General features: G+C 70.8%; 24 protein-coding genes. 11 read left to right on the forward strand and 13 right to left on the reverse strand.

Annotated features, from left to right (window positions below; all coding sequences use genetic code 11):
- From VJ976_RS05905 to VJ976_RS05925, 5 genes are all read right to left on the reverse strand, one after another.
- Window positions 1-224 (reverse strand): HesB/IscA family protein (locus VJ976_RS05905; RefSeq protein ID WP_414693573.1); only part of this gene is annotated, 224 nt, incomplete at its 3' end.
- 85 nt (window positions 225-309) lie between these two features.
- Window positions 310-1,398: a glycerate kinase gene (locus VJ976_RS05910; RefSeq protein ID WP_324099188.1), complete on the reverse strand. Its 1,089-nt coding sequence runs from the start codon at window positions 1,396-1,398 to the stop codon at window positions 310-312.
- A gap of 13 nt (window positions 1,399-1,411) precedes the next feature.
- A complete protein-coding gene (gene trpS / locus VJ976_RS05915; protein WP_414693574.1) occupies window positions 1,412-2,518 on the reverse strand; it encodes a tryptophan--tRNA ligase in 1,107 nt (368 codons plus the stop codon).
- Complete coding sequence (locus VJ976_RS05920; protein WP_324099189.1) at window positions 2,515-3,513, reverse strand: glutathione S-transferase family protein; 999 nt, start codon at window positions 3,511-3,513, stop codon at window positions 2,515-2,517. The genes trpS and VJ976_RS05920 overlap by 4 nt, the downstream gene beginning before the upstream one ends.
- Window positions 3,514-3,524: 11 nt before the next feature.
- Window positions 3,525-4,874, reverse strand: coding sequence for a dipeptidase (locus VJ976_RS05925; RefSeq protein ID WP_324099190.1), 1,350 nt, complete (start codon window positions 4,872-4,874; stop codon window positions 3,525-3,527).
- A gap of 45 nt (window positions 4,875-4,919) precedes the next feature.
- On the opposite strand from VJ976_RS05925, the gene VJ976_RS05930 reads away from it, so the two are divergent.
- Complete coding sequence (locus VJ976_RS05930; RefSeq protein ID WP_324099191.1) at window positions 4,920-5,510, forward strand: DUF3043 domain-containing protein; 591 nt, start codon at window positions 4,920-4,922, stop codon at window positions 5,508-5,510.
- 67 nt (window positions 5,511-5,577) lie between these two features.
- Here VJ976_RS05930 and VJ976_RS05935 read toward each other — a convergent pair whose 3' ends face one another.
- Entirely contained in the window at window positions 5,578-5,787 is a 210-nt protein-coding gene (locus VJ976_RS05935; protein ID WP_324099192.1) for a hypothetical protein, read from the reverse strand.
- Between the two features lie 61 nt (window positions 5,788-5,848).
- A complete protein-coding gene (gene gcvT / locus VJ976_RS05940; RefSeq protein WP_324099193.1) occupies window positions 5,849-6,955 on the reverse strand; it encodes a glycine cleavage system aminomethyltransferase GcvT in 1,107 nt (368 codons plus the stop codon).
- Window positions 6,956-7,084: 129 nt separating this feature from the next.
- Between gcvT and VJ976_RS05945 the strand changes: the two genes are divergently transcribed.
- Window positions 7,085-8,614: a leucyl aminopeptidase gene (locus VJ976_RS05945; protein ID WP_324099194.1), complete on the forward strand. Its 1,530-nt coding sequence runs from the start codon at window positions 7,085-7,087 to the stop codon at window positions 8,612-8,614.
- On the opposite strand, the gene VJ976_RS05950 is transcribed toward VJ976_RS05945, so the two are convergent.
- Both VJ976_RS05950 and VJ976_RS05955 read right to left on the reverse strand, forming a co-directional pair.
- Window positions 8,611-8,817: a DUF5302 domain-containing protein gene (locus tag VJ976_RS05950; RefSeq protein ID WP_324099195.1), complete on the reverse strand. Its 207-nt coding sequence runs from the start codon at window positions 8,815-8,817 to the stop codon at window positions 8,611-8,613. The genes VJ976_RS05945 and VJ976_RS05950 overlap by 4 nt on opposite strands.
- A gap of 74 nt (window positions 8,818-8,891) precedes the next feature.
- Window positions 8,892-9,257 carry a hypothetical protein gene (locus VJ976_RS05955; RefSeq protein ID WP_324099196.1) on the reverse strand — a complete coding sequence of 122 codons (366 nt, stop codon included), beginning with the start codon at window positions 9,255-9,257 and terminating at the stop codon, window positions 8,892-8,894.
- An 87-nt stretch (window positions 9,258-9,344) separates the two neighbouring features.
- On the opposite strand from VJ976_RS05955, the gene lpdA reads away from it, so the two are divergent.
- The 3 genes from lpdA (at window position 9,345) to VJ976_RS05970 (ending at window position 13,737) form a co-directional block, all read left to right on the forward strand.
- The gene (gene lpdA / locus VJ976_RS05960; protein ID WP_324099197.1) at window positions 9,345-10,730 is read left to right on the forward strand and encodes a dihydrolipoyl dehydrogenase; all 1,386 of its coding nucleotides are present in this window, start codon (window positions 9,345-9,347) and stop codon (window positions 10,728-10,730) included.
- Window positions 10,731-10,794: 64 nt separating this feature from the next.
- On the forward strand, window positions 10,795-12,747 hold the full coding sequence (gene sucB, locus VJ976_RS05965; RefSeq protein WP_324099198.1) for a 2-oxoglutarate dehydrogenase, E2 component, dihydrolipoamide succinyltransferase: 1,953 nt from the start codon (window positions 10,795-10,797) through the stop codon (window positions 12,745-12,747).
- 39 nt (window positions 12,748-12,786) lie between these two features.
- A complete protein-coding gene (locus VJ976_RS05970; protein WP_324099199.1) occupies window positions 12,787-13,737 on the forward strand; it encodes a TIGR01777 family oxidoreductase in 951 nt (316 codons plus the stop codon).
- Here VJ976_RS05970 and VJ976_RS05975 read toward each other — a convergent pair.
- A complete protein-coding gene (locus tag VJ976_RS05975) occupies window positions 13,722-15,392 on the reverse strand; it encodes a serine/threonine protein kinase (protein ID WP_324099200.1) in 1,671 nt (556 codons plus the stop codon). The genes VJ976_RS05970 and VJ976_RS05975 overlap by 16 nt on opposite strands.
- Window positions 15,393-15,464: 72 nt before the next feature.
- Between VJ976_RS05975 and lipB the strand changes: the two genes are divergently transcribed.
- Genes lipB through VJ976_RS05990 form a run of 3 tightly spaced genes read left to right on the forward strand, consistent with a single transcriptional unit; the run spans window position 15,465 to window position 17,996 of the window.
- Complete coding sequence (gene lipB, locus VJ976_RS05980; protein WP_324099201.1) at window positions 15,465-16,124, forward strand: lipoyl(octanoyl) transferase LipB; 660 nt, start codon at window positions 15,465-15,467, stop codon at window positions 16,122-16,124.
- Between the two features lie 55 nt (window positions 16,125-16,179).
- Entirely contained in the window at window positions 16,180-17,205 is a 1,026-nt protein-coding gene (gene lipA, locus VJ976_RS05985; RefSeq protein ID WP_324099202.1) for a lipoyl synthase, read from the forward strand.
- 5 nt (window positions 17,206-17,210) lie between these two features.
- Window positions 17,211-17,996 carry a DUF4191 domain-containing protein gene (locus tag VJ976_RS05990; protein ID WP_324099203.1) on the forward strand — a complete coding sequence of 262 codons (786 nt, stop codon included), beginning with the start codon at window positions 17,211-17,213 and terminating at the stop codon, window positions 17,994-17,996.
- Between the two features lie 28 nt (window positions 17,997-18,024).
- Here the strand turns inward: VJ976_RS05990 and VJ976_RS05995 are convergent, their stop codons facing one another.
- Complete coding sequence (locus tag VJ976_RS05995; protein WP_324099204.1) at window positions 18,025-18,483, reverse strand: RDD family protein; 459 nt, start codon at window positions 18,481-18,483, stop codon at window positions 18,025-18,027.
- A 132-nt stretch (window positions 18,484-18,615) separates the two neighbouring features.
- Here VJ976_RS05995 and glnA point away from each other — a divergent pair, with 132 nt between their 5' ends.
- A complete protein-coding gene (glnA, locus tag VJ976_RS06000; protein WP_324099205.1) occupies window positions 18,616-20,040 on the forward strand; it encodes a type I glutamate--ammonia ligase in 1,425 nt (474 codons plus the stop codon).
- Between the two features lie 67 nt (window positions 20,041-20,107).
- Here the strand turns inward: glnA and VJ976_RS06005 are convergent, their stop codons facing one another.
- Window positions 20,108-21,619: a fused MFS/spermidine synthase gene (locus VJ976_RS06005; RefSeq protein ID WP_324099206.1), complete on the reverse strand. Its 1,512-nt coding sequence runs from the start codon at window positions 21,617-21,619 to the stop codon at window positions 20,108-20,110.
- Window positions 21,620-21,854: 235 nt separating this feature from the next.
- Here VJ976_RS06005 and VJ976_RS06010 point away from each other — a divergent pair, with 235 nt between their 5' ends.
- Window positions 21,855-23,285: an MFS transporter gene (locus tag VJ976_RS06010; protein ID WP_324099207.1), complete on the forward strand. Its 1,431-nt coding sequence runs from the start codon at window positions 21,855-21,857 to the stop codon at window positions 23,283-23,285.
- Window positions 23,286-23,366: 81 nt separating this feature from the next.
- On the forward strand, window positions 23,367-25,010 hold the full coding sequence (locus VJ976_RS06015; protein WP_324099208.1) for a fructose-specific PTS transporter subunit EIIC: 1,644 nt from the start codon (window positions 23,367-23,369) through the stop codon (window positions 25,008-25,010).
- Window positions 25,011-25,183: 173 nt separating this feature from the next.
- On the opposite strand, the gene VJ976_RS06020 is transcribed toward VJ976_RS06015, so the two are convergent.
- Window positions 25,184-26,683 carry a copper resistance CopC/CopD family protein gene (locus VJ976_RS06020; protein ID WP_324099209.1) on the reverse strand — a complete coding sequence of 500 codons (1,500 nt, stop codon included), beginning with the start codon at window positions 26,681-26,683 and terminating at the stop codon, window positions 25,184-25,186.
- Between the last annotated feature and the right edge of the window lie 76 nt (window positions 26,684-26,759).

Raw genomic sequence — 26,759 nt, forward strand, 5'->3', positions numbered from 1 at the left:
ACGCCCTCGAAGTCGCGCATCAGGTCCCCGTCGAGGGTGCGCTCGTCGAAGTACAGCTGGTAGATGAGCCCGGAACAGCCTCCCGGCTGGACGCCGATGCGCAGCCTCAGGTCGTCGCGGCCCTCCTGCTCGAGCAGGCTCTTCACCTTGCCCGCTGCCAGGTCGGTGAGGAGCACGCCGTGGTCGGCGGTCGCCTCGGTGGTCGCAGTGTCCTGAGCGCTCATGGCGAGGGTCCTGTCCTCTCGGGGTCGTGCCGTCGGGTGGGTCAACGTCGCGCGAAGACCACGTTGTTCCCATGGTACGTCGCGGTTACCGCTCCTCGAACCGCTGGACGGGAGGGGGTGACCAGGTGCGGGCCACACGCGCGCCCAGGCCCTCCCAGGACTCCCCGGAGCGTCGGGCGTAGGCACCACTGATGCCGAGCGACATGCCCTCGCGCCGGCCGACCTGCGCCTCTCGAGCCAGGACGACGGTGGGCGCGGCCGCGTCCAGGGCCGCCTTCGCAGCCTCGGCCACCACACCGTCGGCCACACTGCGCCAGTCGTAGCGCTCGGTAGTCAGCACGACCAGCGCACCACTCAGGCGCGGCCGGAGATCGAGCTCGTCCAACGTGAGCGCGGTCCCTGGCACGGTCGCCGCACCCAGGATCTGCAACGCGTAGCCGACCCCGCCCCCCGAACCAGCGCCGGGTTGACGTTCACGGCGCCGAGGCGTACCGGAGAGCAGGTCCGTGGTGGGCCTCGACGACTCGCTCAGCGCGGCGTCGACGACCTCGGTGAGCTGACCCATCCGCGCTTCGTGGTCCTGGGCATCGCGCGCGGAGACGCCTCGTTCGGTGACCAGCGCGGCACTGGCGCCGTGGAACCCGGTCAACGGCATCGTCGAGGCCGTTGCCAGCACCAGAGACACCCCTGCCCACTGGCGGCACACCTCGGGGAGGCCGGTCAGGTCGCTGCCTGCTCCGAGGGCCTCGAGCAGCCCGCGGCCGCCGTCGTGACTGACCACGTCGGACCCCACGCCGATGACGATGCGCGCTGCCCCCGCCTCACGAGCAGTCATGAGCAGCTCCGCGACGCCGGCGCTCGAGGCGGACAGGGGCGGGCGCTCGACCTCGGTCAGGTGCCGGCCGATCACGTGGGCCGCCTCGACGTACGCCGTCGCGCCTCGCCAGGCGACCTGCGCCGGCACCGACCCGCCGTAGGGTCCCGGCACGACCACAGGGTCGGTGCGCTCGCTCACTACACTGACGGCGTCCACGAACCCGCTGCCGCCGTCCGAGAGGGTGACGCCGCTGACCTCGTCGTGGGGCGCGGCATGAGACCAGCCCTGAGCGACCGCGGCGCGCGGGGCCGAGGCTCGTTCGGCGCCCGGCTGGTCGCCGACGACGATCACTCGCACGACCGCCTCCCGCTCAGTACCGCATGCGCATCGCGGTGCGCACGTCGTCCAGCGTCGTGACGGCGATGGCCCGGGCGCGGTCGTTGCCCCGCCGCAGCACCTCTTGCAGGTAGCCGGGATCGGCGCTCAGCTCGGCCCGGCGAGCACGGATGGGCGCGAAATGCTCGTTCACCGTCTCGGTCACCAGCTTCTTCAACGCCCCCGACCCGCCATCGCCCACCTCGGCCGCGACATCGTTCGGGTCGCGCCCGCTGGCCAGCGCCGCCAGCAGCACCAGGTTGGACACCGCCGGGCGGCGCTGCGGCTCATAGGTGATGGTTCGCTCGGAGTCGGTCACCGCCTTCTTCAGGGCGGCAGCGGTCGCATCGGCGCCCATGCTCAGCTCGATGACGTTGCCCTTGGACTTGCTCATCTTGGCTCCGTCGGTCCCGAGCAGGTTGGCAGCCTGGCTCAGCAGGGCCTCGGGGGCCCGGAACACCGGATGGTCGGCAACGGCGCGCCCGAACCTCTCGTCGAAGCGGCGTGCGACGACTCGCGCCTGCTCCAGGTGCGGCAGCTGGTCCTTGCCGACGGGGACGAGGTTGGCCCGGCAGAAGAGGATGTCCGCGGCCTGGTGCACCGGGTAGGTGAGCAACAGGCCTGACATCGGCCGTCCTGCCGCGTCCGCGGACTCGGCCTTGACCGTGGGGTTGCGTCGCAGCTCGGCCTCGGTCACCAGAGACAGAAAGGGCAGCATGAGCTGGTTCAGCTCCGGGATCGCCGAGTGCGCGAAGATGGTAGTCCGCTCCGGGTCCAGCCCGGCGGCGAGGTAGTCCGCCACGAGGGAGTAGACCCGCTCCTGCAGGGGCCCGACCCCGTCCCGGTCCGCGATCACCTGGTAGTCCGCCACCAGGATGAACGTCTCCACCCCCCGCTGCTGCAAGGCGACCCGGCTGGCCAGCGTGCCGAAGTAGTGGCCCAGGTGCAGGTTCCCGGTCGGCCGGTCGCCGGTCAGGACCCGGAACGGGCTGGGGTCGTTCGTGATCTCCCGCTCGATCTCGGCCGACCGTGCGATGGTCCGGCGCAGTGAGGCCTCCGAGGTCGCTTCGGCCAGGTCCCGCTCGGTGTTGCTGTCGCTCACAGGGCCGGCACCCGTTCATCCTCCGGCGGGGGAGGCGGAGGGGTGCCGTCGCCGAAGGGAGACCCGCCGAGCTGATCGCGGTGGTGCTCGGTGTTCCACCACTGGGCCACCGGCCCCATCGGGACTACCCCGGTCGGGTTCACGTCACGGTGGGTCACGTAGTAGTGCGCCTTGATCTGCGCGAAGTCGACCGTGTCTCCGAAGCCGGGAGTCTGGAACAGGTCACGTGCGTAGGCCCAGAGCACCGGCATCTCGGCGAGCTTCATCCGGTTGCACTTGAAGTGGCCGTGGTAGACGGCGTCGAAGCGGACCAGTGTGGTCCACAGCCGGATGTCGGCCTCGGTGATGTGGTCGCCGACGAGGTATCGGCGGGTCTCCAGGCGCTGCGAGACGGCGTCCAGACGCTCGAAGAGCCGGTGGTAGGCCTTCTCGTACGCTTCCTGGGTGCCGGCGAAGCCGCAGCGGTACACGCCGTTGTTGATGTCCCGGTAGATCGGCGCCGCGACCTCGTCGATCTCCTCGCGCAGGGCCTCCGGGTACAGGTCGGGCGCGCCCTCGCGGTGCAGGCTGGTCCACTGGGTCGCGAAGTCCTCCGTGATCTGGCGGAAGTCGTTGGTCACCACCTGTCCTGACTCGATCTCCACCACGGCCGGCACCGTCACGCCGGGCTGGTAGCCCTGCGGTCGCGCCTCGTAGGCGTCCTTGAGCCGGGGGATCTGGAGCACGGGGTCCAGATGGTCGGGGTCCAGGTCGAAGGTCCAGCTGTTCTCGTCGTGTACCGGCCCGCAGATGCCCATCGACAGCGAGTCCTCCAGACCATGCAGCCGACGCGAGATCACCGTGCGGTGCGCCCATGGGCAGGCCCGGGCGACGACGAGCCGGTAGCGGCCGGCCTCCACGGCGTACCCGTTGTCTCCACCGTCGGCGGTGATCCGGTCCGAGATGTAGTTCGTGTCCCGCTTGAAGCTGGGCTGCACGTACGAGTCCTGTGCCATCGAAGCTCTCCTCATCCTTGGTCGTGAGCGCCGAGTCGGTCGAGGAGCACGGCCTCGGCCAGGCATACCTTCTCGAACTCGGCGAGGTGAAGACTCTCATTCGCAGCGTGCGCGCGAGTATCCGGGTCCTCGACCCCGGTGACCAGGATGGCCGCGTCCGGGTACTGCTCCGCGAAGCTGGCGACGAAGGGGATCGACCCGCCGACCCCGATGTCGACCGGCTCGGTGCCCCACGCGTCGGCCAAGGCCGCCCGCGCCTGCAGCGCGATCTCGCCGTCGACATCGGCGCTGAACCCGGCACCGTGGTCCACCGGCGTGACCTCGACCTGGCACCCCCACGGCGCGTGGCTCGTCAGGTGGGCTCGCAGCGCCTCGTAGGCGACCGCCGGGTCCTCGTCGGGGTGGACCCGCATCGAGAGCTTGGCCCGGCCGACCGCCGTGAGCAGGTTGGCGGCCTCCTCGACGCCGGGCGCGTCGATGCCGATGACCGTCATCGAGGGGCGGGTCCACATCCGCGACAGCAGCGACCCGGTCCCGATCGGCTGCACCCCCTCGGCCAGTGAGGAGTCACGTCGCAGGTCCTCCTCGGTGTAGTCCAGGTCTGCGGCGGTCGAGGTGAGCAGCCCCGGCACCGCCACGTCGCCGGCTTCGTCGTGCAGCGTGGCCAGCAGCCGGCACAAGGCGGTCAACCCGTCCGGAACGGCTCCTCCGTACAGCCCGGAGTGCACGCCGTGCTCCAAGGCTCGCACGCTGACGGTGACGCGGACCATGCCGCGCAGCGTCGTGGTCAGGGCCGGCACGCCGATCCGCCAGTTGTGCGAGTCCGCCAGCACGATCGCGTCGGCGGCCAGCTCGTCGTGGTAGCGCGACAGGATGCGGGCCAGGCTGGCCGACCCCGTCTCCTCTTCGCCCTCCACGAAGACCGTCACGCTCACCGGCGGGCGGCCCCGGTGGGCCCGCAGGGCGGCGACGTGGGCCATCACCCCGGCCTTGTCGTCGGCCACGCCCCGGCCGAACAGGCGAGGGCCCCGCTCGGTCGGCTCGAAGGGCGGGGAGTCCCAGTCCTCGTCCGCGCCGGGCGGCTGAACGTCGTGGTGCGCGTAGAGCAGCACCGTGGGGGCGTCCGCCGGGCCCTCCAGGTGGCCGATCACGGCCGGGTGGCCCCCTTCCCGCACCACCTGCACGGTCATGCCCTCGGCTCGGAGCAGGTCGGCCACCGCGTGGGCGGAGTCCTCCACGTGCTCGGGGTCGAAGGAGGACAACGACACCGAGGGGATCCTCGCCAGACGCTCCAGGTCGTGGCGCACCTGCGGCATGAGGACCGAGACGCGCTCGCGGAGCTCTTCGAGTCGTTCGCTCATGCTCACGAGGCTATCGGTCCCCCGCGTTGCCCCTACAGTAGTGGGGTGCCCCTGTTCAAGAAGCCCGAAGCCGCCGAGGAGCATGCGGCGGCCGTGCACACCGAGACGACCGACTCTGTGGGCGGCAAGGGCCGTCCCACCCCGAAGAGGCGGGAAGCCCAGGCCGCCCGCCGCCGCCCCCTGGTGGCCGACACCCGAGGTGCCTCGCGCGAGGAGAAGCTGAAGCGCAAGCGGGATCGCGCGGTCGCGCGCGATGGCATGCTGCGCGGCCAGGAGAAGTACCTCCCCGCGCGTGACCGCGGCCCGCAGCGTCGCTACCTCCGCGACGCCGTGGACCGGCGCTGGAACATCGGCGAGGTCCTGCTGCCGACCATGCTCATCATCCTGGCCGCGTCGCTGATCAACGTTCCCGGTGTCCAGCTGGCGATGTTCGCCGGTGCGTACGGGCTGATCTTCTTCGGCCTGTTCGACGCCGTGTGGCTGTGGCGGCGCACGCGCAAGTCGTTCTTCGAGGAGTTCGGGACCGAGCCGGCGCCACGCTCGGGCCTGTACGTCGTCCTACGCTCCTTCCAGATGCGCATGTCACGGGTACCGCGGCCACAGGTGCAGCGCGGCGAGCCGCTGCGCCGACGCTGACCGCTGCTGTCCGGCCCTGTCGCTGAGCTCCGCCCCAAGCCGCAAGCGCGCCGGTATCGCGTCAGGCCTACGGGGACAGGCTCATCGGGCCGTAGACCACCTCGGAGTCACGCACCAGGGTGACGGCCTCCACGCCCGCGTCGGCGAGCGTGGGCCACTGTTCCCCCATCCAGGCCTCGGCCTCGGCCTGGGTGGGAAAGCTCAGGCCGCTCATGCCCACGTCCTGCACCTCCTCGCCTGAGGCGTCGAGAAACCGCCATGAGTGCGCGCTGACCATGCGCCGAGCCTAGAGGCCGCGCGCGAAGGAGGGAACGTCGGCCTCTCCGCGGCCTTCTGCGCTAGTCCGTGGTCTTGGCCTGGACGAACGGTGGAGCGACGACCTCGGCCGGCACTGCTCGTCCGCGGACGTCGATACTGACCTCGTCGCCCACGGTGGTGCCGCGGTCGAGCAGCGCCAGCGCGATCCCCTGTTTCAGCGTGGGCGAGAAGGTGCCGGAGGTCACCGTGCCCACGTCCTTTCCCCCGGCCGAGGAGACCGTGCATCCGGCCCGGGGGATGCCCCGGCCGGTGACGAGCAGGCCCCGCGCCAACGGACCGCTCTTCTCGGCACGCTGGCCGCTCAGGGCCTCCTTGCCCCAGAAGGCGGGCTTGTCCCAGCCGACCGCCCACCCGGCTCGTGCCATGACCGGCGTGATCTGCGGGCTGAGGTCCTGCCCGTGCAGTGCGTAGGCCATCTCGGTGCGCAGCGTGTCCCGGGCTCCGAGCCCGCACGGCTTGCCGTCGTGCTCCTTCAAGGCCCCCATCAGCGCCGTCCACAGCGCGGCGGCGTCCTGGCTGCGCGGGAGGAGCTCGTAGCCGCGTTCTCCGGTGTAGCCGGTGCGACACACCCACACCGGGACTCCCTGCCACCGGGTCTGGACGAAGGACATGAACGGGTGGTCCGTGGGCAGCCCGAGACTGCCCACCACCTGGGGGCTGTCGGGGCCTTGCACCGCGATGACCGCGTAGTCCACGTGGGCGTCCTGCACCTCGATCCCGGCGGGGGCCGACTCGGCCAGCGCGGCCACCACCCCGGAGGTGTTGGCCGCGTTCGGGATCAGGAAGACCTCCTGCTCACTGACGAGATAGACGATGAGGTCGTCCACCACCCCACCGTCGGCGTTGCAGCACATGGTGTACTGCGCCTGACCAGGACCGATTCGCCGCAGGTCGTTGGTCAGAGCAGAGTTGACATAGTCGGCGGCACCCTCCCCCCGGACCATCGCCTTGCCCAGGTGGGAGACGTCGAACATGCCCACCCGTTCGCGCACCGCCTTATGCTCGGCCACCACTCCCCCGCCCGGGTACTCGATCGGCATCGACCACCCCCCGAAGTCGGCCATCTTGGCGCCGAGCTCGACGTGGATCGTGTGCAGGGGAGATGTCCTGGAGCCGGGTTCACTCATGGGCCCGACTGTAGCGCCGAGGCGGAGCCCGCCTGGCTCACCGCTCGGCTCCCGCCTGGTTCACCGCTCGGCTAGGGTCGCGGAAGCACGCCTCGTCAGCACATCGTCATCCGTGGAGGACATCCGACTATGCCCACCAAGCGCACAGCCGTCTCGGTGACGTCGGCGCGAGCGTCGTCGGTCCGCGCCGACGCCCTCGTGCTGGCCACACGCTCCGTCGACGGCACCGCCGAGCTCGTCGAGGTCGCGCACCTGCCCCGCGCGGTGACCGGCGCGGTCAGCCAGGCCCTTGCGGTCTGGGGGGCCGAAGGCCGGGCGGACGAGGTGGTGCGACTCACCGAGATCGGCAAGGTGAGCGCGCCGCTGGTGCTGGTGGTCGGAACCGGCCCCGACGCCCCGCGGCCGGGGGTGAGTGGGCCGGACGAGGCCGAACGCATGCGCCGAGCCGCGGGAGTGGCCGCTCGCGCTCTGGCCGGCAAGGAGCGCGCCGTCTTCGCGATGGGACCCCCCGAGCTGGCCGAAGCCGTCGGCGAGGGCGCCCTCCTCGGCAGCTACGCCTTCCAGACCTACTTCGGGCTCGGCAAGTCGGAGAAGGCCAAGGCGCCTCTGGGCGAGGTGGTCCTGGCCGGGGTCAAGGCCGGCTCGCGACAGGGGCGTGAGCTGGGCCGCAGGCTCGAGGTCGTCTCCGGCGCGATGGACTACGCGCGCGACCTGGTCAACACCCCACCCAACGCGCTCTACCCGGAGTCGTTCGCCACCTCGGTGTCACGCCGGTCCTCGAAGAAGGTCTCGGTGCAGGTATGGGACCCGGAGCGTCTGGAGGCCGAAGGGTGCGGTGGCCTACTGGGTGTGGGCCAGGGCTCGGGACGTGGGCCCCGTCTGGTCACCCTGACCTACCGGCCGAGACGGGCGCAGGCCTCGCTGGCCTTTGTCGGCAAGGGCATCACCTTCGACTCCGGAGGGCTGTGCCTGAAGCCGGCCACGGGCATGGTCACCATGAAGTGCGACATGGGCGGGGCGGCCGCCGTCGCGGCCGCGGTGCAGGCCATCGCCGACCTCGACCTCCCGGTGGCGGTCACCGGCTACCTCTGTCTGGCCGAGAACATGACCGGCGACCTGGCGCAGCGTCCGGGAGACGTGGTGACCATGCGAGGCGGCCGGACCGTGGAGATCATCAACACCGACGCTGAAGGGCGGCTGGTCATGGCCGACGGCCTGGCTCTCGCCGGCGAGCAGCGCCCCGATGCCGTGGTGGACATCGCCACCCTCACCGGCGCCTGCATGATCGCCCTGGGCAACCGGACTTTCGGGGTGATGGGCAACGACGAGGAGCTCATCGACAAGGTCCTCAGCGGCGCGAAACGCGCCGGTGAGGCGGCCTGGCCCCTTCCCCTGGTCGAGGAGATCCGCAGCACGATGGACTCCCCCGTGGCCGACCTGAAGCACACGGGCGAACGGGAGGGTGGCGCGATGGTGGCAGCCACCTTCCTGGCGGAGTTCGTAGGCAAGAGCGTCGACGGCGCCGTGCTGCCGTGGGCGCACCTGGACATCGCCGGACCCGCCTTCAACGACGGGTCCGCACGGGGCTATACGCCCAAGGGCGGCACCGGCGCCGGAGTACGCACCTTGATCGAGCTGGCCCGGTCGTTCTCCGGCTAGCCGCTCTTGCGCCGGAACATCTGCTGAGCCCCGCTGGTCTTGGCTGCGCGCGTGCCGGCGACCTTCCCGTGTTCCGACGTGCCGGAGACATCGGTGCCTCCGTGCGGGTGCTTGTTGGCCAGGGCCTGACGGAACTTGCGCTTGACCTCGGCGGAGTCGGACGACTCATCGCCTGCTGGCGGCATCGTGGACGTGGATGGCATACGGTCCTCCTACCGGGTGTCGGTCCAACCCACCCTGGCAGGCTCGCCGACCCTTGCCCAGCGAATTTCGTGGCTCAGCGACCGCGTTGTCGGCGGGACCACTCGCGCATGCGGTTGGGGTAGCCCGTCTGGTTCACGTCGTACACGGGGATGGAAAGCTCACGGCACAGGCGGAAGCCGGCCTGAGGGCTACCCACCGCGCGCCTGGTCCACTCCCCGTCGTGGGCGATGAGGACCAGGGTCGTGGTGCTGATGTTGGTGGCAGGTTCGACGTACCCCTCCACCCCGCGCCGGGTGGCGTTGAACTCCTGGGCGTAGGTGCGCACCGCAGCGAGGTCGACCGTCATGTCGGGCCCGTCGGTGCGGCCTCCCCACGCCGAGCCGTCGCCGCCGGAGGACCCAGCGGCTCGCGCACCACGTCTGCGTCTCCACCACGTCATACCGAAGCAGGCTAGACCAAGCACCTTGCCGCTCGCTGGGTCGGCGAGGTTGTCACGCGGGCCTGCCGACAGTGACAAGATGCCCGTATGTCGTCAGCCGTGTCCCCTACGACCTACGACATCGTCGTCCTGGGGGCTGGTAGCGGCGGGTACGCCTGCGCGCTCCGCGCCGCGCAGCTGGGGCTGACGGTCGCGCTGGTCGAGCGGTCACTGCTGGGCGGAACCTGCCTGCACCGTGGCTGCATCCCCACCAAGGCACTGCTGCACTCGGCCGAGGTGGCCGATGCGGCTCGCACGGCGGACCGGTTCGGGGTCCGAGCCGAGCTTCTCGGCGTGGACATGCCCGCGGTGAACCGTTACAAGGACGGTGTCGTCCGGCGGTTGCACCATGGGCTGCGCGGGCTGGTCGGGGCGAGCGGGGTGGACTACATCGCAGGCCAGGGTCGGCTGGTCGACGCCAGCAGCGTCGAGGTCGACGGTCGTACCGTGCGCGGACGACACGTGGTGCTGGCCACCGGCTCCGCCCCGCGCCATCTGCCGGGCGTCAACCTGAAGGACCCGGTGGTCAGCAGTGAGGGGGCGGTGCTGCTCGACCGTGTCCCCACACATGCGGTCATCCTGGGCGGCGGCGTCATCGGGGTGGAGTTCGCCTCGATCTACCGTTCCTTCGGCGCCGAGGTCACCATCGTGGAGGCTCTGGACCGGCTGGTTGCCGCCGAGGACACCGCGGTCAGCGCGGCGCTGGCACGCGCGTTCGGCGCCCGAGGGATCGACGTGCGTACCGAGGTGCGCGTGGTCGGGGTGCACGAGAAGGACGGCGTCGCGACCGTCGAGCTCAGCGACGGTGACCGGCTCGAGGGCGATCTCGTGTTGGTGGCACTGGGGCGTGACCCGTTGACCGCAGGTCTGGGATACGCCGAAGCCGGAGTCGAGACGGACCACGGCTTCGTGGTGACCGACGACCGGCTGCGCACCAGTCTCGACGGGGTGTTCGCGGTCGGTGACCTGGTGTCGGGCCCAGCGCTGGCCCACCGGGGCTTCGCGCACGGCATCTTCGTGGCCGAGGAGGTGGCGGGGCTGGCGCCCGTCCCCGTGCGCGACCAGGGCATCCCCCGCATCACCTACTGCGCACCCGAGATCGTCTCGGTCGGGTTCACGGAGGAGCAGGCTCGGCAGACCTACGAGGCGGCGGACGTCCGTGAGCTGAGCCTGGCAGGCAACGGCAAGTCACAGATCCTGGGCACCAGCGGCTTCGTCAAGGTGGTGCGCAGCCATCGCGACGGCCCGGTCGTAGGGGTGCACATGATCGGGGCCAGGCTGGCCGAACAGTCCGGTGAGGCTCAGCTCATCGTGAACTGGGAGGCGTTGCCCGACGAGGTCGCGGCCCTGGTCCACGCCCATCCCACCCAGAACGAGGCTCTCGGCGAGGCCCACCTCGCCCTTGCGGGTAAGCCGCTTCACTCCCACACCTGACTGCCTGCACAAACCCCACCCACACAACTAGACTGCCAAGACCCCGGACGAGGAGATTCCAGAGATGTCAGAACGCGTGAGCATGCCTGCTTTGGGTGAGTCTGTGACCGAAGGCACGGTCACCCGATGGCTGAAGAGCGTGGGCGACGAGGTGGAGGTGGACGAGCCACTGCTCGAGGTCTCGACCGACAAGGTGGACACCGAGATCCCCTCTCCCGTGGCGGGCACGTTGCAGGAGATCCTCGCCGAGGAGGACGACACCGTCGAGGTCGGTGCGGACCTCGCCGTGATCGGAGACGGGTCGGACAACGGGGGCAGCGGTCAGGACAGCGGCGACACGGAGGAGGACACCTCCGACAGCACCGAGGAGCAGGACACCTCGGACAGCAGCGGCGAGCAGGACGAGCGAGACGGGGACGCCGATGACGCCGCTGGTGACGAGGATGAGGAGGACGACCAGCAGGCGGACGGGACCGACGACTCCGGCGCGCAGGAGGAGCAGGCCTCGGCCGGGTCAGGCTCGCAGGAGGGCGAGACCGTGACCATGCCCGCCCTCGGCGAGTCGGTGACCGAGGGGACCGTCACCCGGTGGTTGAAGCAGGAGGGCGATGACGTCGAGGTCGACGAACCGCTGCTCGAGGTGTCGACGGACAAGGTGGACACCGAGATCCCGTCCCCGGTCGCGGGCAAGCTGACCAAGGTCCTCGCCGCGGAGGACGACACCGTGGAGGTCGGTGGCGAGCTCGCGGTCATCGGGGGCGAGGAAGGCTCCTCGGGCTCGGGTGAGCAGGAGCAGTCCGGCACGGACGAGGCCGCGGAAGCCGACGACGCCGGCGCGCAGGACGAAGCAGACGACGAGTCGCAGGACGACGACGGGGACCTGGCCTCGGAGCAGAAGCTGCACGAGGAGTCCGAACAGGAGTCCCAGGGCTCGGGCGAGCACGAGGGCGGGTCGACGGCCGACGACGCCGACTCCGGCGGCCAGCGCGCTGAGGAGGGCGGCGAGGGAACCGAAGCGGGCTCCTCGGGATCGTCCGGCTCCCCAGAACAGGAGTCGAGCACGGGCGGCTCCTCGGACGTCGGTGCCTACGTCACGCCCCTGGTGCGCAAGCTGGCCGCCAAGCACGACGTCGACCTCGAGTCCCTCGAGGGCACCGGAGTCGGAGGCCGCATCCGCAAGCAGGACGTGCTGGAGGCGGCGAAGAAGGCGCAGGAGGCCGAGGCGGAGCCCGAGGGTGAGCCGGAGCCTGCGGCGCAGGAGTCCAGCGCCCCCGTGCCGTCGAGCGGCGGTCCGAGCGAGGAGGCCGCAGCCAAGCGGGGCACCACCGAGAAGATGTCTCGGCTGCGCAAGGTCATCGCGACCCGCATGGTCGAGTCACTGCAGGTCAGCGCCCAGCTGACCACAGTGGTGGAGGTCGACGTCACCAAGGTCGCCCGGCTCCGCGCCGCGGTCAAGGACGACTTCGCGGCCCGCGAGGGCGTGAAGCTCTCCTTCATGCCCTTCTTCGCCCTGGCCGCGGTCGAAGCGCTGAAGCAGCATCCGAACGTGAACGCCAGCATCGACGAGGACCAGATCGCCTACCACGCGCAGGAGAACCTGGGGATCGCCGTCGACACCGAGAAGGGACTGATCGTCCCGGTGATCAAAGAGGCCGGCGACCTGAACATCGCCGGCCTCGCGCGCAAGATCGCCGACCTGGCCGAGCGCACGCGTACGAACAAGATCAGCCCCGAGGAGCTGGGCGGCGGCACCTTCACGCTGACCAACACGGGCAGCCGGGGCGCGTTGTTCGACACGCCGATCCTGAACCAGCCGCAGGTCGGCATCCTCGGGACCGGCGCGGTCGTGCGCCGACCGGTCGTGGTCGCGGACGCCGACGGCGGGGAGAGCATCGCGGTGCGGTCCATGGTCTACCTGGCGTTGACCTATGACCACCGCATCGTCGACGGCGCCGACGCCGCACGGTTCCTGTCCACGATCAAGGCACGCCTGGAAGAAGCGTCGTTCGAGGTCTGAGCGCCGCCTCGCTGCGGGGGCAACGAAGGGAACGAGTTGATGAGTTCGAGCTCCGATAGCCCACGTCTGGTGGCCGTCACCGGGTCCTCGGGCATGATCGGGTCCGCTTTGTCCGCGCGCCTGCGAGAGCGCGGAGACAGAGTCGTCCACCTGGTGCGGCGCGAGCCGAGCGTCGACGGTCTGCCCGACGGGGTCGAAGAGCGACAGTGGTCGCCGTCGGAGCGCCATATCGATCCGCACGCGCTGGACGGGGTAGATGTCGTGGTGCACCTGGCCGGCGCCGGCATCGGGGACCACCGCTGGACCGCGAGCTACAAGGAGGAGATACGGCGCTCCCGGATCGAGGGCACCGAGACCATCTGCGCCGCGGTGGCCGAGATGCCGCAGCCCGCCCGGCTGGTCTCAGGCTCGGCCATCGGCTACTACGGCAGCCGCGGCGACGATGTGCTCACCGAGGAGTCCGGGTTGGGCGAGGGCTTCCTGGCCGAGGTGTGCCGCGACTGGGAAGCCGCCACCTGGCGTGCGCGCCAGGCTGGGGCTTCGGTGGCGTTGGCACGCACGGGCATCGTGCTCTGGCCCGGGGGTGGGGCGATGGCGCGGATGCTCCCGCTGGCCAAGTTCGGCCTGGCCGGGCCGTTGGGGTCGGGCAAGCAGTACTGGGCCTGGATCACGCTGCACGACCTGGTCCGGGCGCTGATCTTCCTCATCGACCGCCCGGGTATCACGGGGCCGGTGAACCTGGCTGCGCCGACCCCGCAGCCCCAGGCCGACGTGGTCAAGGCCCTGGGCGAGCAGCTCAAGCGGCCCGCCATCCTCCCGGCTCCCACCATCGCGCTGCGGGTCGCACTGGGAGAGATGGCCGGCGACATCCTGGGCAGCCAGCGCGCCTTGCCCATCGTGTTGACCGAGGCCGGATTCTCCTGGGACCACGAAGATCTGGACGCCGCTATGGCCTGGCTCGCGGCGGTCGAGGATCAGTCCCAGGCGTAGAGGCGCCACCCCTCTTCCCCGCGCCGCAGGGTGAGCAGGACGGTCTCGGTCGAGGCCGGGTAGCGATGCTGCTCTCCTTGAGCGTCGAGCAGTTCCACCGTGCCGCGGCGCACCCGGGTACGCACCAGCTTCTCCGGTGGGTGGTCGGCCGCACGCGACGCCGTCGCGGAGGAGACCACCCTGGCCTCGCCGGCCCGGAAGCGAACGCGGGTGAAGTCGAGCCGCTCGTCCAGGGCCGCCTGAAGGTCCTCGTGGTCCGCTTGCCACGCCGGGGACCCGACGAGGGAGGCGCCTTCGAGGTCAGCGACCGAGCCCGACTCCCAGGCCCGGCCACGCGCGTCCAGCAACGACTGCACCGTGGCAAGCACGTCCGAAGGGCTCTTCGGCCCAGCCGTGGAGGCTGACTCGGGTGCGGTCTGCTCGCGTGCGGCAGGCGGTGAGGGTGTGGGCTTGCGGCCCTGCGCGGCGGTCGCGCTCGCGCTCTCTTCCGGCACGGCCGCCGAGACCGAGCTCAGCGAACGCACCAGCACGGCGGCGGCCGCGACCACGGCCGCCATGATGAGCAAGGTCACAGCCACCCGGAGCCGCAGCGTCAGGGGGATCCCTCGCGCGGCCGCGGGCGTCTGCCCGGTCACCGGACCCGGCCCGGACCCCCGACGTGCGCGGAGTCGTCGGCCGGCCGACCGGTGCCGGCGTGGCGAGGTGTCAGGGTCCGACCCGTCCGGTCGGGGTGACTGCCGAGCCCAGGCGCGCAGACGACGGGGCAGCTCGTCAGCCATGTCGACCAGCAGGTCCACCGGCGCCGGGGAGCCCAGCCTGGGTAGGGCCTCCAGCCACTCCTGCACCTTGGGGCGGGCCTCCGGGTCGGACCCGAGCCCGTGGCGGAGCATCTCGGGCAGCCAGGCGGGCAGCGTGGCCGCCGCGGGGCCGTCTTCGGCGCCAGCCTCCGCGTGCGACCCGCCTCCAGCCCTCGTCGGCGCCTGCCCGTGCAGCGTGTTCCACACCAGGGCGGCCAGGGCATAGGCATCCGACTGCGGCGTCACGGGGAAGCCCTCGAGCACCTCCGGGGCGACGTAGCCCTCCCGCACCCACGTCGGGCTCGGGCTCTGGCCGGTGCACACGTGGGCGCCGGCGTCGGCGACCATCGGCATTCCGCTTCGGCGCAGATGCACGCAGCTCGAGGTCAGGGCGCCGTGCACGATCCCGTGCTCGTGCAGGGCCTGCAGCGCCTCGGCCACCGGGCACAGCACGCTGATGGCCTGCCCAGCGGGCAACGCGCCACGGCGCCGGAGCACCGAGTCGAGGCTCTCGGCCTCGTCACCCGGCGTGATGAGCGCCAGCCCGAAGCGCTCCTGCCTCTGCGGTGGCCAGGACACCATGTCGCGCACCGGAACCACGTGCGGATGGTGCACACGGGACAGCGTCGTGGCCAGCTTCGTCGCCGCCGCGTACGCCTGCGGGGCCGTCGGCAGGCGTAGACAGGTGACCGCGACCTCGAGCCCGTCCGCTCGGCGGCGCGCACGCCACCGGTACACCCCCGGAGCCGGACGAACCGGCCGGCCGGCAACGCTGAGCTCGTACCCGGGCACCACCGGCGGTTCGGCGCTCGGCATCGGCCGTCGAAGGTCGGGGTCGATATCGGCCTCGCGGGTCATGGCCACACTGTGCCGGACCCCGTCCTGACCCCTCCGACGTTATCCACAGGCCCCCGGCCGTAGGCTGGTGGGATGCACGTCGAGCACCTGGGCTACTCCCCTGACCCGGTGGACTACCAGCTCGCCTGGGACCGGCAACGAGCGGTTCACGCAGAGGTGGTGGCCGGTCAAAGCCCGGACACTGTGCTGCTGATGGAGCACGCGGCGGTCTACACGGCGGGCAAGCGCACCGAGCCCCATGAGCGGCCCAGCGACGGCACTCCGGTCATCGACGTCGACCGCGGGGGCAAGATCACCTGGCACGGGCCCGGCCAGCTGGTCGGCTACCCCATCGTGCGGCTCCCCTCCCCCGTCGACGTGGTCGCCCACGTGCGCCGGCTCGAGGACATGATGATCGGGGTGTGCGCCGATCTGGGTTCGACGGTGACCCGGGTCGAAGGACGCAGCGGCGTCTGGGTCACCGCCGACGCACGCGGCCCGGACCGCAAGATCGGTGCTATCGGTATCCGCGTCAGCCAGGACGTCACCATGCACGGCTTCGCCCTGAACTGTGACTGCGACCTGTCATGGGCCGGCCCGATCATTCCCTGCGGGATCGCCGACGCCGGGGTGACGTCGTTGTCCGAGGAGCTGCGCCGGCCCGTGCCGGTGGCCGAGGTGGTGCCGCTGGTCGAGCACCACCTCGGCCGGGTCCTCAGCCCCCAGGTGTCGGCATACCCTGGGGCCGGCTGACGTTGACCGGACAGCTCAGTTCGAACGCAGCACCGCATCGACGTGGGAGGCATACGTGACCGTCGCACCCGAGGGACGTCGGCTGTTGCGCGTGGAGGCGCGCAACAGCGAAACACCCATCGAGCGCAAGCCGGAGTGGATCCGCACCACGGCGAAGATGGGGCCGGAGTACCGCGCCCTGACCTCGCTGGTCAAGGGTGAGGGGCTGCACACGGTCTGCCAGGAGGCGGGGTGCCCCAACATCTTCGAGTGCTGGGAGGACCGCGAGGCCACCTTCCTCATCGGCGGCGAGCAGTGCACGCGTCGCTGCGACTTCTGTCAGATCGACACCGGAAAGCCGGCCGACTTCGATGCCGACGAGCCGCGACGGGTGGCCGAGTCGGTCGCGCAGATGCAGCTGCGCTACGCGACGGTCACCGGCGTCGCGCGCGACGACCTTGCCGACGGTGGCGCGTGGCTGTACGCCGAGACCATCCGGGCGATCCACGAGCTGAACCACGGCACGGGGGTGGAGATCCTCATCCCGGACTTCAATGCGATCCCGGAGCTGGTCGGCCAGGTGACCGAGGCAGCCCCGGAAGTCTTCGCGCACAACGTGGAGACGGTGCCGCGCATCTTCAAGCGCATCCGGCCGGCTTTCACCTACGAGCGCTCGCTCAGCGTCATCACCATGGGGCGGGACGCCGGCCTGGTGACCAAGTCCAACCTGATCCTGGGGATGGGTGAGGAGGAGCACGAGGTCGAGCAGGCGCTGCGCGATCTGTACGACGCCGGGACCCACCTGATCACCATCACCCAGTACCTGCGCCCCTCACCCCGACACCACCCGGTGGAGCGGTGGGTCAAGCCCGAGGAGTTCGTCCATTGGAGCGAGGTCGCCAAGGACCTCGGTTACCACGGTGTGATGGCCGGCCCACTCGTGCGCAGCTCCTACCGGGCGGGCCGGCTCTGGGCCCAGGCGATGCGTCACACCGGCCGTCCTGTGCCGCCCCATCTGGAGCATCTGGCGCAGAAGGCTGACGCCCCTGCCCGCCAGGAGGCAGCGGCATTGGTCGGACGCCGCGTCACCCCCGTATCCTGAGCACCATGGCCCGTTCGACCAAGGACTCCCCGCGCCCGCAGGACGCTTCCCGCCGGCGCTTCGGGCGGCGCCGCTCGAAGAACAAGAACAAGACCGGCCGCATCAAGCAGATGCGCGACGTCTTCGCGATGACCCGCCGCAACGACCCCTCGGCGGTCTGGTGGATGGCCCTGGCCTTCCTCGCCGTGATCCTGGTCGCCCTGCTCGCGGGCTGGTATTTCGACCAGGTCGTCTACTTCGCCCTGCTTGGCGTGCCGACCGCGCTCCTGGCGGCGTTGATCGTGCTGACCCGGCGGGCCGAGAAGGCCGCCTTCAAGCAGATCGAGGGTCAGCCGGGTGCCACCGGGGCGGTGCTGGGATCGCTGCGGCGGGGCTGGTTCTACGACAAGGAACCGGTGGCCGCGGAGTCCGGCGGGAAGGTTCGTGGCATGCGTGACCTGCACAACGCCGCCATGATCTTCCGCGCGGTCGGCCGCCCGGGGGTGGTGCTGGTCAGCGAGGGACCCAAGGGCCCTGCCGCGCGCCTGGCGACCGCTGAGAAGCGTCGCGCGGTGCGCGCCACCGGCGACATGGTGCCGGTCCATGTCCTGCGGGTGGGGCAAGGCGAGGGCGAGGTGCGACTGTCCAAGCTGGTCCAGACCATGAACAAGCTGGACAAGAAGATCAGCAAGGACGAGGCGATCGCGGTGCAACGACGCCTCAAGGCCATCAGCATGAGCAAGCCCGCGGTGCCTGCCGGGATGGACCCGCGCAAGGCACGGGTGGACCGCAAGTCGATGCGGGGGCGCTGACCGACGGGCCGGTGTCTCTATCCGGCTCTCAGCGAGCCTCGGGACGCCGCAGGATCATCGTCCCCGCCAGCCGGTCGTGCCATCCCCGCCCGTCCGGGGCGGTGAGCAGGGCGGGCAGCGCCAGGCAGAGCAGCAGCGTGCGGACGACCGCGGCCCGCGGGCCCGGGATCCCGGCCAGCCAGGCCGAGGGTCGCGTCGGGTCGTCGAGCTCGAGCCGCACCACCTGCAGGCCGAGAATGCGGTGCCCGATGGTGAAGCCGAGGGTGCTGACCAGCAGGATGTTCTCGACCGCGAAGATGGCCAGGGGAAGGAACGACGCGGCGCCCCCGGAACCCCACGCGTCCGCGAGCAGAGCGATGGCGACGAACTGACACAGTCCCCAGTCGATCGCGATGGCGACTAGGCGGCGACCGAATCCCGCCATCGATCCCGGCCCCTGCGGCGGCAGGCCCCAGGACGATCCGGGATAGGAGGTCGGCTCGCTCACGGGGACGAGCGTAGCCGTGGCGAAACACAGCAGAAACGCGCGGGTGATGGGTGCGTAACCCCCAGTGCCTAGGGTGACGGCGTGAGCCCGCTCGTGTCGCGGGCGGCCCGTTCCAGATCCGGAGGAAGATTGATGTTCAGCAACGCTGAAGAGGCGCTCGCCTACATCCGCGACGAGGGTGTCAAGTTCGTGGACGTGCGCTTCTGCGACCTGCCTGGTGTGATGCAGCACTTCAACGTGCCCGCCGAGACGTTCGACGAGGACGCGTTCACCACCGGTCAGATGTTCGACGGCTCCTCGATCCGTGGCTTCCAGGCCATCCACGAGTCCGACATGAAGCTGATCCCGGACCCGACGACCGCCTACGTCGACCCGTACCGCACCAACAAGACGCTGATCATGAACTTCTCGATCGTGGACCCGTTCACGAACGAGCCCTACGAGCGCGACCCGCGCCAGATCGCCCTCAAGGCCGAGGAGTACCTGCGCTCGACCGGCATCGCCGACACCGCCTTCTTCGGCGCCGAGGCCGAGTTCTATGTCTTCGACGACGTTCGCTTCGAGACCAAGCAGAGCTCGAGCTACTACTACATCGACTCGGTCGAGGCCGCCTGGAACACCGGCCGCTCCGAGGAGGGCGGCAACCGTGGGTACAAGCCGCGTTACAAGGGCGGCTACTTCCCGGTGCCGCCGGTCGACCACTTCGCCGACATCCGTGACGAGATCGTCCTGAAGCTCGCCGACGTGGGCCTGTCCGTGGAGCGTGCGCACCACGAGGTGGGCACCGCGGGCCAGCAAGAGATCAACTACAAGTTCAACACCCTGCTTCTGGCCGGCGACGACATGATGAAGTTCAAGTACGTCGTGAAGAACAGCGCCTGGAGGGCGGGCAAGACGGCGACGTTCATGCCCAAGCCGGTCTTCGGTGACAACGGCTCGGGCATGCACACCCACCAGTCGCTGTGGAAGGACGGCGAGCCGCTGTTCTATGACGAGTCCGGCTACGGGGGGCTCTCCGACGTGGCCCGCTGGTACATCGGCGGACTACTGACCCACGCCCCCTCGCTGCTGGCCTTCACCAACCCCTCGATGAACTCCTACCACCGCCTGGTGCCGGGCTTCGAGGCTCCGGTCAACCTGGTCTACTCGGCCCGCAACCGCTCGGCCTGCGTCCGGATCCCCATCACCGGTGACTCCCCCAAGGCCAAGCGCGTCGAGTTCCGCGTGCCCGACCCCTCGTCCAACCCCTACCTGTGCTTCGCCGCGCAGCTGATGGCTGGTCTGGACGGGATCCGCAACCGCATCGAGCCGCCGGAGCCGGTCGACAAGGACCTGTACGAGCTGCCGCCGGCCGAGCTGGAGAGCATCGCTCAGGTGCCCTCCTCGCTGGTCGACGTGCTCGACTCCTTGGAGGCCGACCACGCCTACCTCACCGAGGGCGACGTGTTCACCGAGGACCTGATCGCCGCCTGGATCGAGTACAAGCGCGGCAACGAGATCGACCCGATCCGCCTGCGCCCGCACCCCCACGAGTTCGAGCTGTACTTCGACATCTGATCGACCCAGCATCCTCCGAGGCCCTGACCTGCACCTCAGCGGGTCAGGGCCTCGCTGTCGCCCGCGTCTACGGCGTGAGGAGCTGGTCGACCGGCGCGTAGTCGTCGGTGAGCACCGGCGCGTCGCCCACCCATTCCGTGAGCCCTTCCCCTTCGAGCGCTCGCCAGTCCGAGCCGCGCTCGGCCAGCCGGGCCTCGATCCGCTCCGTCGGGATCGGGAGGTCAGAGCCGACGGCGACGAGGTTGCCACCCTCGGCGCCATCGATGACGCCGGGAGGCGCGAGGAGCACCACGTGATCGAAGACGCTGGCGATGGTCGCCGTCTCGGCGCGCGCGAACGCCAGCGGCGGATGGTCGATCAGGTTCGCAGCGTAGATCCCGTCGGCGGCGAGCGTTCGCTGGATCTGGGCCATCATCTCCGTCGTAGCGAGGTGGAACGGCACGCTGATGCCTCCGAAGGCATCGCCCACGACGAGATCCTGGCTGCCGGCCGGTAGCTCGGCGAGCCCCAGCCGGGCGTCTTCCACTCGAATCTCGAGGTCCTCATCCGTCTGGACCCCCAGCTCGTCGACACCCAGCTCAACCACCGCACCGTCGATCTCGGAGACGGTGCTTTCGGTGCCGGGCCGCTGTTCCTCCAGATAGCGCGGGAACGTCACGCCGCCGGCACCCAGGTGGTGGGCCGAGAGAGGGTCCCCGGCGGGGAAGGCGACGTCGCTGACCGAAGCCAGTGCCTGGACGTAGTCGAACTCGAGCTCGGTGGGGTCGGCGAGGTCGACGTAGGAGTGGCGTACTCCGTCCAGCACCAGGGTGCGACCGTCGGGGTTGCCGGGGTCCGGCACCACCACGGCGCAGTGGTAGGTCGTCTCGACATCGCACCCACCCGGGGCCACCGCAGCCCCCAGGCCGCCCACGGCAACCGCACCCGCGACCAGCAGCCGGCTTCGGCGGCTCCAGCCGCCGACCCTCCAGTCGACCATCACGGCGACGAGGAGCAGTGCCAGACCAAGCGCGACCATGATCGTGCTGACGGGCACCCGGGAGATGAGCACGAAGCCGGTCAACACGGTGCCGGCGATCGCACCGGCTGTCCCCAGCCCTGACAAGCGACCGACGATGGTGCCGGTCTCACCCAGGTCGGTGAGACGCAGCGTGGTGACGATCGGCGTCACCGCCGACAGCAAGGCGCCCGGCACCAGGATGCAGGCCATCGCAACCGGCAGGAAGCCGGCCGGGGCGAGCTCGGCCGCCGCGCGCACGGCCGCGGGTGTCACGGCGACCACCGCCCCGGAGACGCCCAGCGCCGGACCCAGCAGGCGGCGCGGGTTGCCCTGGTCGGCCAGGCGCCCACCCACCCAGGCACCGACGGCGATCGCGGTCAGTGCGATGCCGATGACCAGCGTGTTGGTCTCCAGCGTGAGCCCGAGGTACGGCGCCAGCAACCGCAGCGCCACCAGCTCGACGACCAGCACTGACGCCGAGCTGAAGATGACCAGGGCAGCGGCGAGACGCGGCCCGAGGCTGTGGCGGGCAGCCGCAGCCCCGGCGTGGTTCGAGCCCGGCGCGGCGAAGGAGGTCATCGCCCCAGGATGCCTGTCCGCCGCGGGCGGCGCGCCGGCGGTCACCCCGGTAGCCAGACCCCCATCTAGTATCCGCAGCTATTTGCACAGGGCGCATGAATGAGTCATCATTGATGCGCGGGGAGGATTTGTACTCCCATCTACCTTGGTCGACGACGCCCCACTCTCGGTTGCGAGGTCACAGCTCACAGCCGACCTCACTCTCAGCCTCGTCACTACGCGAAGGATCGTCGCGGTGCCTCATCTCTCGGGCTTTACGATGCGTCGCCGTCGTGCGGCGCGCCCCCACCCATCCACACCAGCTGCGGCCCTCCGCGCCACCGCGACCCTGTTCGTCGTCGTCGGCGTGCTCATGGGCAGCTGGGCCTCGGTGGTGCCCTCGGTCAGTGTCCGGACGCAGATCGACCACGCCGAGCTCGGACTGGCGCTGCTCGGCATGGCCGGTGGTGCTCTGGTCGGCATGCAGCTGGCCGGCTCCTGGTCCGCGCGATGGGGCGCCGGCCGCGTGAGCCTGATCACCGTGGCCCTGTCGTCCCTGGTCGTAGCGTTGCCAGGGTGGGCCACCTCGCTGTCGTCCCTCACCACGGCCTTGGTGGTGTTCGGCGCAGCCACCGGCAGCGCCAACGTGGCCGTCAACGCCCTGGGGGTCGAGATGCAGCAGGCCGCGCAGCGGCCCGTCATGTCGATGCTGCACGCCTGCTTCAGCTTCGGAGGCCTGGGCGGAGCGCTGCTCGGCGGCGTGGTGGCCGGTCTGCTCCCACCGCCCGTGCATCTCAGTCTCGTCGGTGTCGGCGCTCTCGTGGTGACGACCACCGTCCGCCCGGTGCTGAGGCATCCGGCGTCATCCGGCCTCGATGCCGAGACCCGGGAGGGCTCGTCCCCCACCGGGGGCCTGCTCGACGCACGCCCCCTCGTCCTGATGTTGGGGGCCGCTGCGGCCTGCACCGCGGTCTCCGAGGGCGCGGTGACCGACTGGGGATCACTGCACCTCCGCGAGACGGTGGGAGCGTCACCGACGATGGCCGCCTCAGGGTTCGCGGCCTTCAGTCTGGCGATGGGGTCGGCACGCCTGGCGGGCCGCCGGCTCGTCATCCGGTTCGACGACGCCACCGTGCTCGTCTGGGGAGCCGCGCTCGGTGCGGCGGGGATGCTGACCGCCGCTCTTGCTCCCAGCACCACCGTGGCGATCATCGGTTTCCTCTTGGCGGGTCTGGGTGTCGCCAACGTCTTCCCGCTGGCCGTCGGCCGCGCGGGTCTGCTCGCCGGCACCCGTGGTGTGGCGCGGGCCTCCACGGTGGGCTACACGGGTCTCCTCGGCGGCCCTCCGGTCATCGGGATGCTCGCCGAGACCTGGGGCCTGAGAGCCGCGCTCGTCGCCGTCGCCGGCCTCGTCCTGTGCGTGGCCGGTCTCGCCACGGCGGTGGAACGACGGCTGCAGGGTCGGCTCTCGGTCGCATCGGCGCTGCGTGAGCAGGCCCGTGCCGGCATCGGCGTTCTGGCTCGCACCGGTGAGCGCTCGATGCGGGCTCATGCCGACTCGCTGCGGCAGCTCCTCGACCAGCCCGAGGGCGAAGCCCGCTCGGTAGGCCAGGGCGCACCGCACCGCTCCCCCGGTGTCGCGGCGCAGCACATCCCCGCTCCGATCAGTGACACCTTCCCGTACTAGACCCCGAGCAGTCCACGAGGCCGACCCTCTCCTCGGCCCCCGGTCCGCCGTCGGACCAGCCCCTACCTGCGAAAGGCCGCCATGCCCACGCTTCTCCGCCCCGACCTCATCCGGCTGGACGAGAGTCTCGGACACGAGGCCGCCGTGCTGCGGATGCTCGCCGACATCACCGGCCAGGGTGACCGTTGCTCTGACGTCGGCGCACTGACGTCCGACGCCATGGACCAGGCCGAGCCCGTCTTGCCGGACAACCCGCACGGCAACGCCCTGCTCGTCGTCCGGTCCGCGGCGGTCTCGACCGCGACTCTGGCCCTGGTTCGCCTCACCACCCCGGTCTCGTTCGGCCCGGACGGCTCCCCCGCCGATCTGGTGGTGCTGCTCGCGGTACCCGTCGAGGACGAAGTCAGCGGCCGGCAGCTCCTCCCTCACCTGACCGAGGTCCTCAGCCAGCCCGAGGTCAGTGCGGCCCTGCGTCACGCCGAGACCTCCGCCGACGCCGTGCAGCAGCTGGAGACGGCTCTGGGCTCCGAGCAGCCTCCCCACCCGACCTCACCGGCGAGCGGTCGGGCTGCGGGCGAGAGCTGGGGCGGCCGGGCGCGCAGAGTGCTCATGACCGGCGTGTCCTACATGATCCCTTTCGTGGCCGGTGGCGGCCTCCTCATCGCGTTGGGATACCTGCTCGGGGGGTACGACATCGCTGACTCGGCCCGCGACATCGTCAACCGGTACGACCTCGTCGACCTGCCGGACCCGGCCCGGCTCGGGCTGGGCCACGTCGCCTTCGACAGCCCGATGATGGCCTACCTCGGGGCGATGTTCTCCATCCTGGGCACCACCGCCTTCACGCTGTTCGTTCCGGCCATGGCTGGGTACATCGCCTACGCGATCGCCGACCGGCCGGGCATCGCGCCCGGCTTCGTCATGGGGGCACTCGCGGTCGACCTCGTCGGCTCCGGCTCAGCTCAGTCCGGCTTCCTGGGCGCCATCGTGGGCGGCGTGATGGCGGGCGTCGTCGCCAACTGGGTGGGCAGATGGACCCTTCCCCCGTGGGCACGCGGCTTGCGACCCGTGATGCTCGTCCCGCTGGTCACGACCGCCATCTGCGGAACGCTCATGATCGCGGCGATCAACCGGCCTCTGTCCACGGTGACACGGTCCGTCACCGAGGGGCTCAACGGCCTGAGCGGTGGGTCGCTCGTCGTGCTGGGTGTCGTTCTCGGCCTCATGATGGCCTTCGACATCGGGGGCCCGCTCAACAAGACGGCGTACACGTTCGCGGTGACCGGAGTCTCCGGCGCCGTCACCCTGGCTGGCGACTCGCCTCAGCTTCAGGTCATGGCAGCGGTCATGCTGGCGGGCATGACGCCTCCCCTGGCGCTGGCGGTGGCCACCCGAGTCCGTCCGTCCTTGTTCACCTCCCAGGAGCGAGAGACCGGTAAGGCCGCGGCTGCCCTCGGTGCCGTCTTCATCACCGAGGGCGCCATCCCCTACGCCGCTGCAGACCCGCTACGGGTCATCCCGGCCATCATGACCGGCAGCGCGGTCACCGGAGGGGTGTCCATGGCTCTGGGTGTGACCTCGAGAGCGCCCCACGGCGGGTTCCTCGCGCTGTTCTCGGTCGGGGACGTCACCGGTTTCTGTCTCGCCCTCCTGGCCGGAGTCGGCGTCACGACTCTGCTGGTGTGCGCGCTGAAGTCGGTCGGAACGCCGCTGAGCAGGGTTTGAGACAGGGGACGAGGCAGGTGCGGCTGCAGCCGCCCACAGGCCGGGGACCGACGAGGGAGACCACTGCCCCGCCCCAGCGACGACAACCAGCTGCGCGGCGACGAGCCCGAAGAGGCCGCCGGGCATCACTCACATCCGAGAGCGCAGAGGTCTACGCTCCGGCCTCCTCTCGCTCAGACGCCGACCGCGGCCGCGACCAACCAGGCCGTCAGCAGCACGACGCCGGCCATGAGTACGGTCTCGAACGTGGTCGAGCGTCGCAGCCGGTCGGAACCGTCGTGCCCCTCAGGCTCGGTGGTGTTCGCGAGCGAAGGCACGAGCCGCAGGTGGTTGTAGGCGCCGATCGCGCCGACGACGGCCACCACCGCGACCTTGCCCAGCAGAAGCAGACCCCAGGTGGTCTCCCACAGCTGGTCGAAACGGTCCAGGATGGTCAGGGTCAGGATCACGCCCGCGATGCCGACGACTGCGACCGAGGCAGCGGCCACCACCGAATAGCGAGCGCCCAGGATGGCCGCATCCAGGGGCCGACCGTGACGGCGGCGGTGCCGCAGCAGGACACCCAGCGTGACGACGCCACCGACCCATACGGCCGCAGCCACCAGGTGGGCGATGTCGGCCGTCAGGACCAGCCAGCGCGGCTCGACGGTGTTGCTGTGACCGGCCAGGATGTGGCCCGCCCCCAGGACGAGGAGGCCGGCACCGGCCAGCCACGCCCACTGCAGGCGGGGTCGCGCCCCGGCAAGCACGAGGACGGCGCCCAGAGCTTGCAGCCCGAGCACCCAGCGTGTCGTGCCGGTCAACGAGGCGCCGATGGCCTCCGCAGACACCGCCGCTGTCGGCTCCCCTTGGCTCACCAAGACCGCTCGCGCCATGACGCGCACCACCAGCGCGAGCAGCACCAGCACCGCGGACCCCCGCATGACCCGGGCGACCACGGGGCGGTCTACGCGGTCTCGACCGGTGAGGACCCACGTTCCGAGGACCAATGCCCCGGCGGCGACCAGGCCACCCCACAGGGCTGCCGCGCTGGCGAGTCGCGTCACCCATTCAGCGATCGCGGAGCGTGACTCCTCCTCGCTGTCCTCACTCTCCTCGCTCGCCGAGGTGGTCGAGCCGTCATCGGTCTCGCCGTCCGAGCCGGGGGTGGGCTGGCCCTCACTGGTGGCGACGCCGTCGCTGACGCCGTCGGTCCTGACGGTGAAGGTGAAGTCACCACTGAGCGGGTGCCCGTCCTCCGCGGCCACCGTCCACTCACCGGTGTAGGTCCCGGCCTCCAGCGGCTCGCGCGGTTCGGCCGTCCACTCGACACCCTCTCGGGCCGCGCTGACCTCCAACGGCACCCCACCCTCGGGGCCCTCCAGGCTGACCCCGTCGCCGAGCTGTGTGACGGGGAGGGTGAAGGTCAACGTCACCTCGTCCACCGGTTCCCCGACGCTGGCGCCGTCGGCGGGTGTGGTCGACTCCAGGTCGGTGTGGGCCAGCGCCGGCGCTGCCACCGCCGAGACCAGCGCGACGGCCAGGCTCAGCGCCACGATAAGAAGCCGGGCCGACGGGATCCACCCGCGCCGGGCAGCCAGCGTCAGGACAGGGCTGTACATCGTCGGGGGCTCCTTGGCGAACATGGGGACGAACCGCAGGTGAGGGCGGTGGGCGGCGCCGGCAGCCTTCAAGTGTACGCACACGGTGATATCGACCCCAAGCCGTCGGAGGCCCCCGGTGCTCCGGTCACGCCTTCCCGGGCGCGCC

Origin of the sequence: Ornithinimicrobium sp., from assembly GCF_035267225.1 — a bacterium.
Lineage (GTDB): Bacteria > Actinomycetota > Actinomycetes > Actinomycetales > Dermatophilaceae > Ornithinicoccus.